Source organism: Peptoniphilus lacrimalis DSM 7455, from assembly GCF_000378725.1.
Lineage (GTDB): Bacteria > Bacillota > Clostridia > Tissierellales > Peptoniphilaceae > Peptoniphilus_A > Peptoniphilus_A lacrimalis.
On sequence record NZ_KB900370.1, the window covers coordinates 179266 to 197978 of the forward strand.

The following is an 18713-nucleotide window of genomic DNA, read 5'->3' on the forward strand; positions in this document are numbered from 1 at the left end:
AAAATATATCCTTGCTAGGATATATTTTTTTATTCAAGGATTTTATTTATAATATATAATAAGATAGGTGATATTTATGAAATATATTGAGGCTGATATTTATAGCAGTAAATCAAAAAAAGATTTACTCATAGGATTTTTATATGATGAAGATTATTATACATTGGAAGAAATTACTAACGACTTAGCTAAGGAATTAAATCAGGATGAAAAGGACTGGGATTATGTTTCTGATATAAGTAATAATCTTAAAGACGATGAACTAATTGTTAGAGTGTATCCAAGTGATGAAAAATCTGCCCTAGATTTAAAAGAAAAGTTAGAAGAAAATAATCTTGGAACTTTAAAATTTTTTGAAAAAGATGATCAAGATTGGGCAAATAATTGGAAGGCATATTACAAAGCTTTTGAAATTGGCAAAAATCTTTTAATAGTTCCTGAATGGGAAACCTATGACAATGCTAACAATAGAAAAATTGTAAAAATTAATCCGGGTATGGCATTTGGAACTGGGACTCATGAATCAACTTATATGTGTCTTGAGGCTTTAGATAAGTATGTGAAAAAAGATATGAATATTTTTGACATAGGCTGTGGGTCTGGTATACTAGGAATTGCTGCAATAAAACTTGGAGGAAAGAGCGCTACACTTGTTGATATTGACGATAAATGTATAAAAGCAAGTAAAGAAAATGCAAAACTCAACGAAGTTTACGATAAGGTTAAGGTAAAAAAAGGAAATTTACTTGATGTAATTGAAGGAAAATGTGATATTATTGTTTCTAATATTATTGCAGAAATAATAGTTGATGAAATTTCAAATTTAAGCAAGCATTTGAGTGGGCAAAAGATTTTTATAACTTCAGGCATAATTTTGGAAAAGAAGGACTTAGTTACTCAAGCTCTAATTAAAGAATCCTTTGAAATTTTAGAAGTTAAAGAAAAAAATGACTGGTGTGCAATTATAGCTAGATATGTATAGATTTTTTGAAGACAGAAATTACGACAATATAAATGAATTAAATAAAGAAAACCTACATCATCTAAAAAATGTTATTAGAATTAAAGCTGATGAAGATTTTTCTGTGGTTTTTAATGACAAGATAATTCTTTTTAATTTGAAAGATGATAGGCTAATTTATAAAAAAGAAATATTTGATTCTAATGAGCCACCAATAAAATTATCCCTATTCTTTGGAATTTTAAAGGGAGATAAGAACGAAAAAGTAATTGAGCATGGGACTGAGGTTGGGGTTTATGATTTCTATCCTTTGATTATGGACCGATGCGTTTCAAACATTTCGGATAAGGTTGATAAAAAAATACAAAGATGGCAAAAAATAGCAAAATCTGCTGCTGGTCAATCAAAAAGAGATATAGTCCCCCTTGTTCACAGACCTATCAAGGTTGATGAAATAGCTAAAAACTATAGTGGAGATTTGATTTTATTCTATGAGGATGAAAGAAATTTGTTTTTTAAAGACATAAAAGAAAAATTATCTAAAAATCTTGCTATAATAGTTGGTCCTGAAGGTGGTATCTCAAAAAGAGAGATAGAGGTTTTAAAAGATGCCCATAGGATAAGTTTGGGTAAAAGAATTTTGAGAGCAGAAACCTCATCGATTGTTGGGGCTTTTTATATAATACACAATATGGAGTGTGATTAAATGGCAAAAACTTTTTCAATTTTAACTTTAGGATGCAAAGTTAATCAATATGAATCTGAAGCCATGGCTGAACTTTTTGAAAAAAATGGATATATACAAGTTGATAATGATACTGATGTTGCCGATGTTTATATTGTAAATACTTGCACAGTTACAAATTTATCTGATAGAAAATCAAGGCAATATATCAGACGTGCAAAAAGAGAAAATCCTGATTCTACAGTTGCAGTTGTCGGATGTTATGCTCAGGTTGCTCCTAAGGAAGTTGAAAAAATAGAGGGTGTAGATGTTGTAATTGGAACCAGCGAAAGATCTAAAATTGTTGACTTAATAGAAGAAGCCAAAGAAGAAGATAAAAAAATAAATATTGTAAGAGATATAAAAAAAGACAGAGATTTTCAATTTATAAAAATAGATGAAAATTTTCACAAAACAAGAAGTTACATGAAAGTTCAAGATGGATGTAACAGGTATTGCACTTACTGTATCATCCCCTATGCCAGAGGAACCATTAGATCAAGAAGAATTGGAGATTGTGTAAGAGAAGCGATAAGGCTTGCAAATGCTGGTTATAAGGAAATAATTTTGACAGGTATTCATGTGGGAAGCTATGGAGTAGATTTAGGACCTGTTAGGCTAATAGATTTAATTGAAGCTATAGCTGAAGTTGATGGCATAGAGAGGATAAGATTATCATCAGTTGAACCAAATATAATAAGTGAAGACTTCATGAGAAGAGCAATTGCGTGTTCAAAATTATGTGACCATTTTCATTTATCCCTGCAATCCGGATCTAATAAGGTCTTAAAGGATATGAATAGGCACTACAATAGAGAGGAATTTATAGAAAAAACAAAAATCATAAAAAAATATATGCCCTATGCCGGTTTAACAACTGATATAATAGTGGGTTTTCCTGGCGAAAGTGATGAAGATTTTGAAGATTCAATGTCAATAGTAAGAGAAGTTGAATTTTCTAAGGTTCATGTTTTTAAATATTCAAAAAGAAAGAATACACCAGCAGCTGATAGGGCAGACCAAGTTGATGGGAACATTAAAATTAAGAGGTCTGAAGAATTAATAAAACTTCAAGACCAATATTTAAAAAAATTCAGAGAAAAAAATATGCCAAGGACATTGAAAGTTTTGTTTGAAGAATTTGACCAAGGATATTATTTTGGTTATACGGATAATTATATAAGGGTTAAAGTTAAATCAGATAAAGATTTAATAAATAAAATATTAGATGTTAGGCTTGTTGATAATGAAGAAGTAGCTCTTGGGGAATTGGTATAATTTTGGTGAAAAAATGGAAAATATGATTTTAAATAGTCAAGAGGCTCTTGAAATTTTAAAAGCTTTGATAAAACTTTATCCGCAAAATCAGCCGGAATTAGAATTTAAAAATAATTACGAACTTTTGTGTGCTGTGGTATTAAGTGCGCAAACTACTGATAAATCAGTAAATAAAATAAGTCCTATATTATTTGAGAGATACCCTAGAGTTGAAGATATGGCTGATGCTGATGTAAATGAAATTCAAGAGATAATAAAATCTATAGGCTTATCAAAGAATAAATCTAAATATTTGAAAGAATTATCCATAGAATTATTGGAAAATTTCAACGGTCAAGTTCCTAGTACAAGAAAAGAGCTTATGTCACTTTCTGGAGTGGGCAGAAAAACTGCTAATGTTCTCTTAGCAAATGCCTTTGATATTCCAGCCTTTGCAGTAGATACACATGTAAACAGAATCTGCAAAAAATTAAAATTTGTAAAAGAGGATTTGAATGTTTTACAAGTAGAAGAAGAAATGATGAAAAAAATTCCTGATAAATACTGGAAACAAGCTCATCATTCCATATTACTTTTTGGAAGGCATCAGTGTGTAGCTAAAAATCATGACCACAGCATTTGTCTTTTAAGAATAAAAGATAAACTTCAAAAAAATGAAATAGCCCAAAAAGCAATGGCAAAAATTTGCGAAGGTCAACAAATATGAAAGTAAATAAATTTGACCAAAACTTTGGCTATTATTAAGAAGATATTTATGGACAAAGGACTTTTAAGTATAGTGTCAATTATTACATGGAATCTTATGAAATGAAATAAATTATAAAAGAAAGAGATTTTGGCGGAAATTTTTGGCTTAGCTAAATAATTAACTACAATATCTGTATATAAAGAATTATAATATAAATTAAATTAGAAAGGAGGATAGTATGGACTGCTTATTTTGTAATATAGTAAAAGGTCAAATACCATCAGAAAAAGTTTATGAAGATAATGCTGTTTATGCTTTTAAAGATGTAAATCCCGAAGCACCCGTTCATATACTTATTATTCCAAAAAGACACATTAAATCTGTTGATGAATTAGAAGAAACTGATAAGGAACTTGTAGGTCATATATTTTTAGTAGCAAAAAAACTTGCAAAAGAAAATAAACTTGAAAATGGTTATAGAATTGTATCAAATATTGGAGAAGAAGGAGGTCAAAGCGTAAAACATCTTCATTTTCACCTTTTGGGAGGAAGAAGTTTCAACTGGCCACCAGGTTAATATTAAAAGAGCTTTTATAGCTCTTTTTTATTGTAAGTAAATTTAAATAATAACACTTATAGAAATATTATTTAAAAATTTGAGAATTTTTTAAAAAAAATGTAGCATAATTTGTTCATATTGTTACAAAGTGTAAGTTATTAGGAAATAATTATTAAATTTTATTAAGCTAACAACTTAGTCAAATGGCTTGAAGCCTTTAATTAAAGGCGAAATTAATGTATAATAATTGGCATATAGTTCTAATGTAATCTACATATTTAATTGATTAAAATTTTAGATTTTGATATAATAATCATATTGGAACTTATTCCGTAATATGAAATAATAGGAGGTGTGATTATGTGGGGAAAAGAAACTATGACAATTGCTGAGGCTTTTGGAGTATCATTAACAGGTATAGTGGTAGTATTTTTATCATTAGTATTCTTAGCTATAGCAATTAAAATAGTATCAGCTGTTTTAAATGGTTTTGTTAAGGAACCACCAAAGGGAGGTTCAGCAAATAAGCAACAAGTTAAAACACAAGCTGCACCACAAAATAAGGGTACAGACCCTAAATTAATAGCTGCAGTAGTAGGAGCTGTCAGTCAAGAACAAAGAGGAAGAGTTGAGAATTTTAGAATAGTCTCAATTAATGAAGTTAAGTAAAGTAAAAAAATAAAAAAAGAAGGGGAATTATTATGAAGTATCAAGTAAAAGTAGATGGAAAAATATTTGAAGTTGAAGTAGAAAAAGTTGGTGGAGGATATCAATCACTTACACCAGGTTCATTAAACGCTGCAGGAGCTTTCCAACCACAAGCACAACCTGTACAACAACAAGCACAACCAGCACCAGCTGCAGCACCAGCAGCACCAGCTGCAGCACCAGCACCAGCAGCTAGCGGTTCAGGAGCAGATGGAGAAGTTGTTTCACCAATGCCAGGAAAAATTCTAAAAGTTATAGCTGATAATGGAGCTCATGTAGAAGCTGGAGATGTAATACTTATTCTTGAAGCTATGAAGATGGAAAATGAAATCGTAGCTCCAATCGCTGGAACAGTAAGCTTAAGCGTTTCTGTTGGACAAACTGTTGATACAGACGCATTACTTGCAACAGTTAAGTAATTTTTAGGAGGTAGAAAATGCTTATAAGGACCTTACAAGGAATCCTTGCCGAGTCAGGTTTTGCTAATTTAACTGTACAAAATGGTATAATGTTTTTGATTTCATTTATACTTTTGTACTTAGCCATTAAAAAAGAATTTGAACCATTACTATTGGTTCCAATTGCATTTGGTATGTTACTTAGAAACTTGCCTTTGGCAGGACTTATGGATACAGCTGAACCCTGGCAAAGTTCAGGAGTTTTAGCAATTATGTATAATGGTGTTAAGGCAAACTTATTCCCATGTCTAATATTTATGGGCGTAGGCTCAATGACTGACTTTGGACCATTAATCGCTAACCCTATTTCATTATTATTAGGATCAGCAGCACAAATCGGAATATATTGTGCATTTCTTCTAGCTATTGCTTTAGGATTTTCACCACAAGAAGCCGCATCAATCGGTATAATCGGTGGAGCTGACGGACCTACAGCAATATTTACAACATCAAATTTAGCACCACACTTATTAGCACCAATTGCAGTAGCTGCATATTCATATATGGCTTTGATTCCTATGATTCAACCACCAATTATGAAAGCACTTACTACTAAAAAAGAAAGAGAAACAAAGATGGTTGCTTTGAGACAGGTTTCTAAAACTGAAAAAGTTATATTCCCAGTTGTCGTAGTAGTATTTACAGCATTATTGCTTCCAGATGTAGCACCACTATTAGGTCTATTAATGCTTGGTAACTTATTTAAAGAAACAGGCTTAACTGATAGACTTTCAGATACTGCACAAAACGCATTAATGAATATAGTAACAATAATGTTAGGTTTAACTGTTGGAGCAACAGCGGAAGGAAATAATTTCTTAGCAAAAGAAACATTAATGATTATAGGACTTGGTTTATTCGCATTCTGTTGTGCAACAGCAGGAGGAGTTTTATTCGGTAAAGTATTATATTATATAACTGGTGGAAAAATTAATCCATTGATCGGTTCAGCAGGTGTATCTGCAGTACCAATGGCAGCCAGAGTATCTCAAGTTGAAGGTAGAAAATATAATCCTACAAACTTCTTACTAATGCACGCAATGGGACCAAACGTAGCAGGAGTTATTGGATCTGCAGTAGCTGCAGGTGTATTCTTACTGCTATTTAAGATGTAATAATACTTCAATTGTGAAGTTTATTTATAACACAAGAAAATTTTGAGGAGGTTATACTTTTGAGTAAAGTTATGGAACTAAAAGACGCCATTAGCAAATTTGTTGAAGATGGCGATGTAATATCCCTTGGTGGATTTACAACTAATAGAAAGCCATACGCTGCTGTTAACGAAATTCTTCGTCAAGGACAAAAGGATTTTATAGTTGAAGCGGGTCCGGCTGGAGGAGATTGGGATACATTAATAGGAGCTGGAAGAGTTAAAGCATACATAAATTGCTATACAGCTAACAGCGGTTATACTAATGTATCAAGAAGATTTAGAGCAGCTATTGAACAAGGAACTCTTCTTATGGAAGACTATTCTCAAGACGTTGAAATGCAAAGAATTCATGCTGCAGCTTTGGGTCTACCATTTTTACCAGTAAAGCTAATGATGGGTTCCGACTTAGCTGACAAATGGGGAATATCAAAAGAACAAAGAGAAAAAGTTGAAAAGTTACCAAATGATAAATTCGTTTATGTAGAAAATCCTTTTAAGAAGGGTGAAAAAGTGGTAGCTGCTCCAGTACCAGAAATTGATACTGCAATTATTCACGTTCAAATGGCATCTCCAGATGGAACTACAAGAATACTAGGAAATACTTTCCATGATGTTGATATAGCAATTGCAGCAAGAAAAGTTATTGTAACTTGCGAAGAACTTGTTTCTGATGAATATATTAAGAACCACGGAAGCGATGATAATAAGATTCCAGGTTTCTGTGTTGATGCAGTTGTACATTGCCCACATGGTTCTCATCCATCTCAAGTATATGGATATTATGACTATGATGCAGATTTCTATAAGATGTATGATAAAGTTTCTAAGACACAAGAAGATTTTGATAAATTCCTAGATGAATGGGTTTATGGAGTTAAAGACCATGAAGAATATCTAGAAAAACTTGGAGCAAATAGATTAATCAACTTAAAGAATACTCCGGGATTTGGATACGCTACTGACGTATTGAAGAAGGAGGTAAAATAATGCCTAGATATGATAATTATACTAACAAAGAAATGCAAGCTGTAACTATTGCAAAACAAATTAAAGATGGAAATATTGCAATAGTTGGTACTGGACTTCCACTAATTGGAGCTTCACTTGCAAAAGCAGTGTATGCACCAGATTGTTATCTAATTGTGGAATCTGGTCTTATGGATTGTAATCCTATAGAAGTACCAAGATCAGTTGGTGATAACAGATTTATGGCTCACGCAGCTGTTCACTGGACAAATGCAACTTATGTAGGATTCCAAGCTAATGAATATAAACATGACAAAAAGAGAATGATAGCATTTATAGGCGGAGCACAAATCGATCCCTATGGAAATGTAAACTCAACTGTTATTGGAGATTATAACCATCCAAAAACTAGATTTACAGGCTCAGGTGGAGCTAATGGTATTGCAACATATGTTAATACTATTATAATGATGCAACATCAAAAAAGAAGATTCATGAATAAAATTGACTATGTAACTAGCCCAGGCTGGATAGATGGTCCTGGTGGACGTGAAAGAGTTGGAATTCCAGGAAACGTTGGTCCACAAATGGTAGTTACAGACCTTGGAATCTTAAAATTTGATGAAAAAACTAAGAGAATGTATTTAGCAGGATATTATCCAACATCTTCACCAGAAGAAGTAATTGAAAATACTGGATTTGATATTGATGTTTCACGTGCAGTAGAACTTGAAGCACCATCAGAAGATGTAATTAAATTAATCAGAGAAGTAATAGATCCAGGCGAAGCATTCATTAAAAAACCAGTAGAAGAATAAAGGAGATATTATGGGTCAATATTCACTAGGTTCATATTTTCAAAATATGAAAACAATAGGCGCACCAATAAAAAAAGTTGATGAAGCAAATAGAGATGAACTTCTTGCAGTTGAAAATGAAATAAGAGAACACATTGAAAACTCTCTTAAAGCAGGTAAACCTGATGAAAAAGTAAACGAAAGAGGGGAAATGACAGCACTTCAAAGAATTGCTGAGCTTATTGATGAAGGTACTTGGTGCCCACTAAATTCATTATATAACCCAGGAGGAAACTCTCACGGCACAACAGGAATCATTAAAGGATTAGCTAAGGTTGACGGAAGATGGGTTTATATAATAGCAAGTGATAACAAAAAACTTGCAGGTGCATGGATTCCAGGACAAGCTGAAAACTTGTTACGTGGTTCAGATACTGCAGAACGTTTAAGAATACCACTTGTTTATATATTAAATTGTTCAGGTGTAAAACTTGACGAACAAGAAAAAGTATATCCAAATAGACGTGGAGGCGGTACTCCATTCTATAGAAATTCAAGATTAAATCAATTAGGAGTTCCTGTAATAGTTGGTATTTATGGTACTAACCCAGCAGGTGGTGGATACCACTCTATTTCTCCAACAATTCTTATTGCACACAAAGATGCAAATATGGCTGTTGGTGGAGCAGGTATATTAGGTGGTATGAACCCAAAGGGATTTATAGATGAAGAATATGCTGAACAAATAGCTGAACAAACAGCAAATGCTAAAAAGGTTGCTCCTCCAGGATCTGTTGGAATCCACTTCTCACAAACAGGATTCTTCAGAGAATGCTACGCTGAAGAAGAAGGAGTATTAGATGGAATCAGAAAATATTTAAGTATGTTACCAAAATATGATCCTGAATTCTTCAGAGTTGATACACCAAAACTTCCATTATATTCAGCAGATGACATTTATTCAATTATTCCAATGAATACAAAGAGAGCTTATGATGTTTATGATGTTATAGCTAGATTATTCGATGGTTCTGAATTTATGGAATACAAGAAAGGCTATGGACCAGAAATGGTTACAGGACTTGCAAAAGTTAATGGTCTATTAGTTGGAGTTGTAGCAAATGTTCAAGGTCTATTATTAAACTATCCTGAATATAAAGAAAAATCAGTTGGTATGGGCGGAAAGCTTTATAGACAAGGTCTTATCAAGATGAATGAATTTGTTACTTTATGTGCAAGGGATAGATTACCAATTGTTTGGTTACAAGATACTACAGGTATTGATGTTGGTGATGATGCAGAAAAGGCTGAATTGTTAGGTCTTGGTCAATCACTTATTTATTCAATTCAAAATTCTGGACTTCCTCAATTGGAAATTACAATGAGAAAAGGTACTGCTGCTGCCCACTATGTACTTGGTGGACCTCAAGGAAATGATACAAACGCATTTTCACTAGGCTGTGCAGCTACTGAAATCAACGTAATGAATGGAGAAACAGCCGCTAATGCAATGTACTCTAGAAGACTTGTTAAAGATAAGAAAGCTGGAAAAGATCTTCAACCAACTATTGATAAGATGAATGAATTAATTCAAGATTATATCAATAAATCAAGACCAATGGCTTGTGGTCAAATGGGACTTGTAGATGAAGTTGTTAACATGAATCTTTGGAGAAATTATATAATAGCATTCACAGAAAGCTGTTATCAAGATCCTGATTCAATTTGTCCAGTTCATCAAATGTTAACTCCAAGAGTTATAAGAGATTATGACAGAATAAATAATATTAAATAAAATATTAATATATTGAAAAAATTAATAATAGGGCGATTATGTTCGCCTTATTATTTTTTTTACATTATATTACGATATTTTTGACTAAAAGTTAATCAATGTATGAAAAATTTATTAAAATCTTAACAAAAGAATTAAAATTATTGGCACAAATGGGGTAAAGTGCCTAATTCCATCATTTAGAATTTTGACAAAAATAAATATACATAGTAGAATATATTTGTAATTAGGTTAATCTTTTGTAATTTTTTATAAAAAGAGGGGATTAAATGAGTGATGTTTTAACAATGGGTGTTGATGTTGGGTCAACTGCTTCAAAAAGTGTAATATTAAAAAACGGAAAAGAAATCGTTGCTTCCTCATGTATAGATGTAGGGGCTGGAACCAGTGGACCTGCCAGGGCAATCAAAGAAGTTCTTGAAAATGCAAAAATAACTAGAGATGACGTTGCTTATGTGATGGCTACAGGTTATGGTAGAAATTCGCTTGAAGAAGCTGATTACCAAATGTCAGAATTGTCATGCCATGCAAAGGGTGCATATTTTTTGTTCCCAAATGTTAGAACAATTATTGATATTGGAGGTCAAGATGCTAAGGCTCTAAAAATTGGCGATGGAGGTATGCTTGAAAATTTCGTTATGAATGACAAGTGTGCGGCAGGAACAGGAAGATTTCTTGATGTAATTGCCAGAGTTTTAGAAGTTGATGTTTCAGAACTTCAAAATTTAGATGCAAAGTCCACAAAACAAGTAGGTATCTCTTCAACGTGTACAGTTTTCGCTGAATCAGAAGTTATTTCACAACTTGCAAGCGGAACTAAGATAGAAGATATTGTTAGGGGAATTCATGATGCTATAGCCTCAAGAGTGGGTTCTCTTGCTAAACGTGTAGGACTAAGAGATGATATAGTTTTTACAGGAGGAGTGGCGCTTAACAAGGGTATGGTCAGAGCTTTAAGTGAAAATACTGGTCATAAAATTTTAACGTCACCTTTATGTCAACTAAATGGAGCTTTAGGGGCAGCTTTGTTTGGTTATCAAAAATATAAACTAGAAGCTAGAAAAAAAGCTAGAGTTAAGGCATGATTAGGAGGGAAATATGTCTGGAAAAGTAATTGAAAAAATACCGGGTAAAAAGCCAAGACCAATAGAAGGTCATAAACCCGCAGCAGCAGTATTAAGAGGTGTAGTAGATAGAGTATATGGAGCAGCATGGGATGCTAAGGCAAGGGGAGAGCTTGTTGGTTGGTCATCATCAAAGTTTCCTATTGAACTTGCAAAAGCTTTCGACTTAAATGTTACTTATCCTGAAAACCATGCTGCAACAACAGCGGCTAAAAAAGATGGGTTGAGATTATGTCAAACTGCTGAAGATATGGGATATGACAATGATATTTGTGGTTATGCAAGAATAAGTCTTGCTTTTGCAGCAGGAGAACCTACTGACTCAAGAAAGATGCCACAACCTGACTTTGTTTTATGTTGCAACAATATCTGTAACATGATGACAAAGTGGTATGAAAATATTGCTAGAATGCATAACATTCCTATGATTATGGTTGATATTCCATTCCAAAATACTGTTGATGTTCCTGAAGAAAAAGTTGACTATCTAGTTGGACAATTCCAATATGCGATAAAGGAACTTGAAAAATTAACAGGCAAAAAATTTGATGAAAAGAAATTTGAAGAAACTTGTAAGATTGCAAATAGAACAGCAGCAGCTTGGTTAAAAGCTTGTTCCTATATGGCTTACAAACCATCTCCACTTTCTGGATTTGATTTATTTAACCACATGGCAGATATAGTTGCTGCTAGATGTGAAATTGATGCTGCAGAAGGTTTTGAACTTTTAGCAGAAGAATATGAACAATCAGTAAGAGAAGGAACTTCTACTTGGGAATATCCTGAAGAACACAGGATCCTATTTGAAGGTATTCCTTGTTGGCCAGCATTAAAGGCATTATTTAAACCTTTACAAGAAAATGGTATAAACGTAACAGCTGTAGTTTATGCTCCAGCATTTGGTTTCCAATATACAGACGTTCGTTCTATGGCTGCTGCATATTGCAAGGCTCCATGTTCAGTATGTATAGAAGATGGTGTTGAATGGAGAGAAACTATGGCTAAAGAAAATGGTATTTCTGGAGCTTTAGTTAACTACAACAGGTCATGTAAACCTTGGTCAGGAGCAATGCCTGAAATCGAAAGAAGATGGAAGGAAGACCTTGATGTACCAGTAGTTCACTTTGATGGTGACCAAGCTGACGAAAGAAACTTCTCTGAAGAACAATACAAGACAAGAGTACAAGGTCTAGTTGAAATCATGGAAGAAAGAAAGCAAAAAAGACTTGCAGCTGGTGAAGATGTTTATACGAACTTCGATAACACTAAAGAAACTGACTGGTCTAAGACTACAATTTAATGGGGTGTATTATGGCTGAAATAAAAGAATTATTAGAAAAATTAAAACATATTGCAGATAATCCAAGGGAACAACTTGACAACTATATTGCTCAAGGCAAAAAAGCTGTTGGAGTTTGGCCTTATTATGCACCTGAAGAAATTATTTATGCTGGCGGTCTTGTACCAATGGGAGTTTGGGGAGGAATTGGACCTATTGATAAGGCAAAAGAATATTTCCCAACTTTCTATTATTCACTAGCCTTGAGATGCCTTGAAATGGGACTTGATGGAACTCTTGACGGATTAAGTGCTTGTATGCTTACAACACTTGATGATACACTAAGACCATTATCACAAAACTATAAAGTTTCTGTTGGTAGAAAAATTCCTATGGTATTCTTAAATCATGCTCAACACAGAAAAGAAGAGTTTGGAAAAATTTACAATGCAAAATTATTTGAAAGTGCTAGAAAAAGACTAGAAGAAATTTGTGATGTAAAAATAACTGATGAAAATTTAAAGAAAGCTTTTGAAGTATATAATGAAAACAGAAGATTAAAAAGAGAATTTATAAAACTTGTTGGAAGTCATTCACAAACAGTTAAAGCTTCTGATAGATGCTATGTTTTAAAAGCTGCATACTTTATGCTAAAAGATGAATATAATACATTACTTAAAGAACTTAATGAAAAATTAAAGGCTCTTCCAGAAGAAGAAAATCTAGGACCAAGAGTTGTAACTTCAGGCATTATTTGTGACAACCCAGGATTATTGGAAGTTTTAGATGATTTCAATATCTGTGTAGTTGCTGATGATGTCGCTCACGAATCAAGAGCATTAAAAATTGATGTTGATACTTCTATTGAAGATCCAATGTATGCACTTGCTGACCAATTTGCTAGAATGGATGAAGATCCAATTCTTTATGACCCAGATATTTGGAAAAGACCAAAATATGTTGTTGATCTAGCAATTGATAACGATGCTGATGGATGTTTATTATTTATGATGAACTTCAACGATACAGAAGAAATGGAATATCCTTCATTAAAACAAGCATTTGAAAAAGAAGCAATTCCACTAATTAAAATGGGTTATGACCAACAAATGACAGACTTCGGTCAAGTTAGAACTCAACTTGAAACATTCTCTGAAATGGTTCAATTAAATAATATGTAATATCTAAGAGTAGCTAATAGCTACTCTTTTTTTACCTTTTTTGATAGTTATGTTGTCAAAAATTTATACTATATAACAGAAAGTGTTGATGGAAAATCATCAGCACTTTTTAAGTTTCTGTTGTAATTAGGTATTTATAAAAAGTTACCGTGAATATTAATTATTTATATGTGGTTTATATCTTATTATTTAAACCATATTTTTTATGGAAAAAATTATAACTTAAATAAAAAATTCTAGGAGGGAAATTTACCGTTAATCGCAATAATTTCCTCCTAGAAAATTTTAAAAAATTATAAATTGTTTAGGAATTAATAATTTAAAAGTATTAATTTCCTAATTCTTCAAGTTCATAAATATTTAGATTATCTTCTTTATATCCTTCATTTTTAACCTTAACCCTAGCTAGAAGTGTGTCAAGGCTTGTAACTATATCAACTCCACATTCAATGGCGGTTCTTCTTATTTTAAAGCCATCACGTTTGGAATCTCCACCCTTAGTTGGTGTATTCACTACTAAATCTACTTGGTTATTTTCGATTATATCAATAATATTTGGATGAGATTCTGTCAATCTGTTTATTTTTGTAACAGGAATGTTATTTTCTTCCAACATTTTTCCTGTACCTTCTGTTGCGTAGAAACTGTAGCCCAAGTCATTCATAATTTTAGCTATGGATAAAAATTCTTTCTTGTCGTTATCATTTACTGTTGCAAGAACTTTCTTCTTATCATCTTGCATTGATGTGCCGGAAGCTAAAAATCCTTTATACAAAGCTTCTGAAATTGTCTTTCCTATTCCCAAAACTTCTCCTGTTGATTTCATTTCAGGTCCTAGAGAAATTTCAACTCTGGCAAGTTTTGACATTGAGAAAACTGGAACTTTAACTGCATATAGTTTTGGTTCTTTGTATAATCCTACTCCAAAGCCCATATCTTTTAATTTTTCGCCCATAATGGCACGAGTTGCAAGCTCAACTATTGGAATACCTGAAACTTTTGATATATAGGGAACAGTTCTTGATGCCCTCGGATTAACTTCAATTATATAAATATCATCCATATATTCTATGAATTGAATATTTATCATACCTAAAGCCTTAAGACCTTTAGCTATTTTTTTAGTATAATCAAGAATTTTTTCCTTAGATTTTTTGCTTAATTTATCAGCAGGGTAGATTGAAATGGAATCTCCTGAGTGGACGCCAGCTCTTTCTAAGTGTTCCATGATTCCTGGTATAAGAATATCTTGACCATCACAAATTGCATCTACTTCGATTTCCCTACCTAATAAATATTTATCTATCAGTACTGGATTCTTGCTATCTTCTTTGAAAGCCGCCTTTAAATATTTTTTTAATTGGTCTTCATCATGGGTTATTTCCATACCCTTGCCGCCAAGGACATAAGAAGGGCGAACTAATAGGGGGTATTTTAATTTATTAGCAAGTTTAATTCCTTCTTCTACAGAAGAAACTCCGCCTCCCTTGGGTCTATTTATATCAAGAGAATTTAAAAGTTCTTCAAATCTTTCTCTGTCTTCAGCCTTATCAATATTATCAAAATCAGTACCCAAAATTTTAATACCCTTGGAATCTAAAAACTCTGCAAGTTTAATAGCGGTTTGTCCGCCAAATTGAAGTATAACTCCGAGAGGTTTTTCAAGTTCCAAGATATTTAATACGTCTTCTTCAGTTTCAGGTTCAAAGTATAGCCTGTCTGAAATGTCAAAATCTGTAGAAACTGTTTCAGGATTATTATTTATGATTATTGTTGTGTAATTTAGCTTTTCAAGAGATTTTATTGCATGAACTGATGCATAATCAAATTCTATACCTTGACCAATTCTTATAGGACCTGCGCCTAGAACCACTACCTTATCTTTTTGAGAAATTTTTATTTGAGCCTTTTTTTCATAGGAAGAATAGTAGTAAGATTCTTTTTCTCTAAAGTGACTTGTGTCTACAGGTATATATGAAGGCATAATATTGTATTTTTTTCTTAAATTTCTGATAGTTTCTTCTGATACTTTTAAGAAATTTCCTATAGCCTTATCACTGAATCCATGACCCTTAAGATTTGACAAATATTCTTCAGATAAGTCGTTTATATTGAGCTTTTTAAGTTTTTCTTCTTGGTCGACAATCCATTTGATTTTTTCTACAAAATAAGGAACAATTCCTGTAGCTTTTTCTACTTCTTTTATATCATAGCATCGACGCAAGATTTCTGCCATATCAAAAATTCTTTCATCATCGGCAAATGCAATTCTTTTTTTAAGTTCTTCTAAAGTTTTTTCTTCTGAAAATTCATTTTCAAGAGAATATTTTTTGATTTCAAGGGAACGGATACCTTTCAAAAGAGCCTCTTCAAAATTAGAGCCGATAGCCATAACTTCGCCAGTAGCCATCATCTTGGTGCCTAATTTTCTCTTAGCGAATTTGAATTTATCGAAAGGCCACTTAGGGAATTTAACAACAACATAATCAGGATTTGGGGTGAAAGATAAAAGATTTTCACCATTAGGACATGAGATTTCATCAAGATTTAAACCTGTTGCAATTTTTGTTGCAACTTTTGCAATTGGATAACCAGTTGCTTTAGATGCTAGAGCTGATGAACGAGAAACTCTAGGATTAATTTCTATTACATAATAATCGTAAGTTTTTGGATTAAGAGCAAGTTGAACGTTACATGCGCCCTTAACACCAACTTCATTTACAATATCTATTGAAGCTTTCTTTAACTTATCAAGCATTTCTTTTTTAAGACTTTGACATGGTGCAACAACTATGGAATCACCAGTATGAACACCTACAGGGTCAACATTTTCCATATCACAAATTATTAAGCTATTACCAGCACCATCTCTAATTACTTCAAATTCTATTTCCATATATCCTTTTATGGATTTTTCCAAAAGAACTTGAGATACAGGAGAAATTTTTAAACCATGCTTTAATATTTCCTCTAATTCTTCTTCATTATTGGCAAAACCTCCGCCAGTTCCACCTAAAGTATAGGCTGGACGAACAACAAGTGGAAAACCGATTTTTTCAGCCAATCTTTTTCCTTCTTCAAGGCTTGTAACAATTTCTGATTCTACAAGAGGTTGATTTATTTTTTTCATTGTTTGTCGGAAAATGTCCCTATCTTCACCTTTTTTTATGGCATCAATATCGGTACCTATGACTTCAATATTGTACTTTTTCAAAATTCCCATCTTATCCAGTTCCATTGCCATATTAAGACCAGTTTGTCCACCCATAGCAGCAAGAAGACTGTCAGGCTTTTCTTTTTTAATGATTTTCTCAATAAAGTCAATGGTTATGGGCTCAATATAAATTTTGTCCGCCATTTTCTTATCTGTCATTATTGTTGCTGGGTTAGAATTAATAAGAACCGTTTCAATTCCAAGAGATTTCAAAGATTCAATCGCTTGAGACCCTGAATAGTCAAATTCAGCAGCTTGTCCAATAACAATAGGTCCAGAGCCAATAACAAGAGTTTTCTTAATAGATTTTTTAGGCATTGTATCCTCCCTTTAAAAATGCTCAAAAAAAAATCATGAACCAAGGGTCATGACTTTGTCCAACTCTTGGACTGATTTTTATATATTAATTTTTATCTCTACCATTTAATCACTAATATCAAAAATTTGCAAGTCTTTTTTTTAATTAATTTTTAAAAATTTTATAATAAAACAGATAAGTTAATAAATATTCACCATATATTTTAAAATATTTATTCAGGGAATACTTAAATTTTATTAATATAAATTAGAATTTTAGATAAGAGGAAAGACTATATAAAATATCTGTTACTTTAAAATTCTAATTATAATAAATATAAAACTTAAATTTTTTGAACTATATTAAAGGCAAAGGTCCGTTTTAATCTGCTTTATTTGGGTATCATATTAAATAAGATTATTTAATTTAACCAGGGAGGAAAAAAGATGCTTATAGATTTAATAAAGAAAAGAAGAAGTTACTATAATATCAATAAGGAGATACCAGTTTCGGAAGAAGAAATTATTAACTTTATAAAAGAGGCTACCGAACTTGTGCCTGATGCCTTCAATATGAAATCACAAAGACTTGCAGTTTTTACAGGACAAAAACATGATGAACTTTGGGATAGTATATATGATGAATTTGGTGGAAAAGTTGCAAGAGAAAAGATAGATTCTTTTAAATCAGGCTATGGAACAATTATTTTTTCTATTGATGAAAATGTTGTAAAATCTTTGCAAGATAAGTTTCCAAACTATGCGGATAGATTTCCAAGTTGGGCTGAACAAGCCAATGCCATGTTACAATTTAGCATATGGGTAGGATTGACAGAGATGGGACTGGGAGCCTCTATTCAACATTATAATCCAGTAATTGATGAAGCCATCAAGAAAAAATTTGATATTAAAGACCATCACAAAATTTTAGCTCAGCTTGTATTTGGAGGTATTGTAAAGGAGCCTCAAGCCAAGGAAAAAGAGAATGATATAAACCACAGAGTAAAAATTATAAAATAGATTATTTTAATTACACCCTTTTGAACTGACCCCCAAAAGTTGGACTTAAAAACCAACATAAGGAGGTCAGTTTTTTAATGGCAAAATACAAAACAGAATTTAAGATTAAAGTAGTAAAAGAATATTTAGAAGGAAATATAGGCTATAAAGGATTAGCAAAAAAATACTCTATCCCAGATCATTCGACTGTTAGAAGATGGGTTAATGTTTATGAATCTCAAGATTACGATGGACTAAAAGTATCAAGAAAAAATAGTAGTTACTCTTTAGACTTAAAACTAAATGTAGTAGACTTGTATCTAACAGGAGAAATGTCCTATCAAAGCCTAGCAAATGAATTTAAAATCAACAATCCATCAATGATATCTAGATGGGTTAAAGAATTTAGAGAAAAAGGCATAGAAGGACTGAAACCAAAAAAGAGAGGAAGACCTTCAAATATGCCAAATACAGATAAAAATAAAGATCTAAAAAATAAAACTAATAAAACAAAAAAAGAATCTAGTGA

General features: G+C 32.3%; 17 protein-coding genes. 16 read left to right on the plus strand and 1 reads right to left on the minus strand.

The annotated features are described in order from the left end of the window. Positions 1–76: 76 nt before the first annotated feature. From prmA to F594_RS0104910, 14 genes are all read left to right on the plus strand, one after another. Positions 77–982, plus strand: coding sequence for a 50S ribosomal protein L11 methyltransferase (prmA, locus tag F594_RS0104845; protein WP_019034753.1), 906 nt, complete (start codon positions 77–79; stop codon positions 980–982). Next, on the plus strand, positions 975–1667 hold the full coding sequence (locus F594_RS0104850; RefSeq protein ID WP_019034754.1) for an RsmE family RNA methyltransferase: 693 nt from the start codon (positions 975–977) through the stop codon (positions 1665–1667). Before prmA ends, F594_RS0104850 begins: the two co-directional genes overlap by 8 nt. Continuing rightward, entirely contained in the window at positions 1668–2963 is a 1296-nt protein-coding gene (gene mtaB, locus F594_RS0104855) for a tRNA (N(6)-L-threonylcarbamoyladenosine(37)-C(2))-methylthiotransferase MtaB (RefSeq protein WP_009344992.1), read from the plus strand. A 13-nt stretch (positions 2964–2976) separates the two neighbouring features. Next, a complete protein-coding gene (gene nth / locus F594_RS0104860; RefSeq protein WP_004825966.1) occupies positions 2977–3669 on the plus strand; it encodes an endonuclease III in 693 nt (230 codons plus the stop codon). 220 nt (positions 3670–3889) lie between these two features. Further along, entirely contained in the window at positions 3890–4228 is a 339-nt protein-coding gene (locus F594_RS0104865; protein ID WP_019034755.1) for a histidine triad nucleotide-binding protein, read from the plus strand. 342 nt (positions 4229–4570) lie between these two features. After that, complete coding sequence (locus F594_RS0104870) at positions 4571–4879, plus strand: OadG family protein (RefSeq protein WP_004825924.1); 309 nt, start codon at positions 4571–4573, stop codon at positions 4877–4879. A 32-nt stretch (positions 4880–4911) separates the two neighbouring features. Then, a complete protein-coding gene (locus F594_RS0104875) occupies positions 4912–5337 on the plus strand; it encodes a biotin/lipoyl-containing protein (protein ID WP_019034756.1) in 426 nt (141 codons plus the stop codon). 17 nt (positions 5338–5354) lie between these two features. Further along, a complete protein-coding gene (locus F594_RS0104880) occupies positions 5355–6491 on the plus strand; it encodes a sodium ion-translocating decarboxylase subunit beta (protein ID WP_009345022.1) in 1137 nt (378 codons plus the stop codon). Positions 6492–6550: 59 nt separating this feature from the next. Then, positions 6551–7519: a glutaconate CoA-transferase subunit A gene (gctA, locus tag F594_RS0104885; protein WP_004825899.1), complete on the plus strand. Its 969-nt coding sequence runs from the start codon at positions 6551–6553 to the stop codon at positions 7517–7519. Beyond that, on the plus strand, positions 7519–8316 hold the full coding sequence (gctB, locus tag F594_RS0104890) for a glutaconate CoA-transferase subunit B (RefSeq protein WP_004825866.1): 798 nt from the start codon (positions 7519–7521) through the stop codon (positions 8314–8316). Before gctA ends, gctB begins: the two co-directional genes overlap by 1 nt. 10 nt (positions 8317–8326) lie before the next feature. Further along, positions 8327–10090: an acyl-CoA carboxylase subunit beta gene (locus F594_RS0104895; RefSeq protein WP_019034757.1), complete on the plus strand. Its 1764-nt coding sequence runs from the start codon at positions 8327–8329 to the stop codon at positions 10088–10090. Positions 10091–10359: 269 nt separating this feature from the next. Continuing rightward, entirely contained in the window at positions 10360–11175 is an 816-nt protein-coding gene (locus F594_RS0104900) for an acyl-CoA dehydratase activase (protein WP_009344995.1), read from the plus strand. A gap of 13 nt (positions 11176–11188) precedes the next feature. Next, positions 11189–12514 (plus strand): 2-hydroxyacyl-CoA dehydratase subunit D, encoded by a 1326-nt coding sequence (locus tag F594_RS0104905; protein ID WP_009344987.1) that lies wholly within the window; start codon positions 11189–11191, stop codon positions 12512–12514. Positions 12515–12525: 11 nt separating this feature from the next. Beyond that, positions 12526–13674 carry a 2-hydroxyacyl-CoA dehydratase subunit D gene (locus tag F594_RS0104910; RefSeq protein WP_019034758.1) on the plus strand — a complete coding sequence of 383 codons (1149 nt, stop codon included), beginning with the start codon at positions 12526–12528 and terminating at the stop codon, positions 13672–13674. 328 nt (positions 13675–14002) lie between these two features. Here F594_RS0104910 and carB read toward each other — a convergent pair whose 3' ends face one another. Continuing rightward, positions 14003–17206, minus strand: coding sequence for a carbamoyl-phosphate synthase large subunit (carB, locus tag F594_RS0104915; RefSeq protein WP_019034759.1), 3204 nt, complete (start codon positions 17204–17206; stop codon positions 14003–14005). A 426-nt stretch (positions 17207–17632) separates the two neighbouring features. Here carB and F594_RS0104920 point away from each other — a divergent pair, with 426 nt between their 5' ends. Together F594_RS0104920 and F594_RS0104925 are read left to right on the plus strand one after the other, a co-directional pair. After that, positions 17633–18205, plus strand: a complete 573-nt coding sequence (locus F594_RS0104920; RefSeq protein ID WP_019034760.1) for a nitroreductase family protein — start codon at positions 17633–17635, stop codon at positions 18203–18205. A 77-nt stretch (positions 18206–18282) separates the two neighbouring features. Next, positions 18283–18713 (plus strand): helix-turn-helix domain-containing protein (locus F594_RS0104925; RefSeq protein ID WP_019034761.1); only part of this gene is annotated, 431 nt, incomplete at its 3' end.

What these genes read in the sequence shown, in the direction of transcription:
- F594_RS0104920 (WP_019034760.1), top strand. Translation starts at nt 17,633, where the DNA reads ATGCTTATAGATTTAATAAAGAAAAGAAGAAGTTACTATAATATCAAT.
- F594_RS0104905 (WP_009344987.1), top strand. Translation starts at nt 11,189, where the DNA reads ATGTCTGGAAAAGTAATTGAAAAAATACCGGGTAAAAAGCCAAGACCA.
- F594_RS0104910 (WP_019034758.1), top strand. Translation starts at nt 12,526, where the DNA reads ATGGCTGAAATAAAAGAATTATTAGAAAAATTAAAACATATTGCAGAT.
- nth (WP_004825966.1), top strand. Translation starts at nt 2,977, where the DNA reads ATGGAAAATATGATTTTAAATAGTCAAGAGGCTCTTGAAATTTTAAAA.
- F594_RS0104880 (WP_009345022.1), top strand. Translation starts at nt 5,355, where the DNA reads ATGCTTATAAGGACCTTACAAGGAATCCTTGCCGAGTCAGGTTTTGCT.
- F594_RS0104900 (WP_009344995.1), top strand. Translation starts at nt 10,360, where the DNA reads ATGAGTGATGTTTTAACAATGGGTGTTGATGTTGGGTCAACTGCTTCA.
- F594_RS0104850 (WP_019034754.1), top strand. Translation starts at nt 975, where the DNA reads ATGTATAGATTTTTTGAAGACAGAAATTACGACAATATAAATGAATTA.
- carB (WP_019034759.1), bottom strand. Translation starts at nt 17,206, where the DNA reads ATGCCTAAAAAATCTATTAAGAAAACTCTTGTTATTGGCTCTGGACCT.
- F594_RS0104895 (WP_019034757.1), top strand. Translation starts at nt 8,327, where the DNA reads ATGGGTCAATATTCACTAGGTTCATATTTTCAAAATATGAAAACAATA.
- prmA (WP_019034753.1), top strand. Translation starts at nt 77, where the DNA reads ATGAAATATATTGAGGCTGATATTTATAGCAGTAAATCAAAAAAAGAT.
- gctB (WP_004825866.1), top strand. Translation starts at nt 7,519, where the DNA reads ATGCCTAGATATGATAATTATACTAACAAAGAAATGCAAGCTGTAACT.
- F594_RS0104870 (WP_004825924.1), top strand. Translation starts at nt 4,571, where the DNA reads ATGTGGGGAAAAGAAACTATGACAATTGCTGAGGCTTTTGGAGTATCA.
- mtaB (WP_009344992.1), top strand. Translation starts at nt 1,668, where the DNA reads ATGGCAAAAACTTTTTCAATTTTAACTTTAGGATGCAAAGTTAATCAA.
- F594_RS0104865 (WP_019034755.1), top strand. Translation starts at nt 3,890, where the DNA reads ATGGACTGCTTATTTTGTAATATAGTAAAAGGTCAAATACCATCAGAA.
- F594_RS0104875 (WP_019034756.1), top strand. Translation starts at nt 4,912, where the DNA reads ATGAAGTATCAAGTAAAAGTAGATGGAAAAATATTTGAAGTTGAAGTA.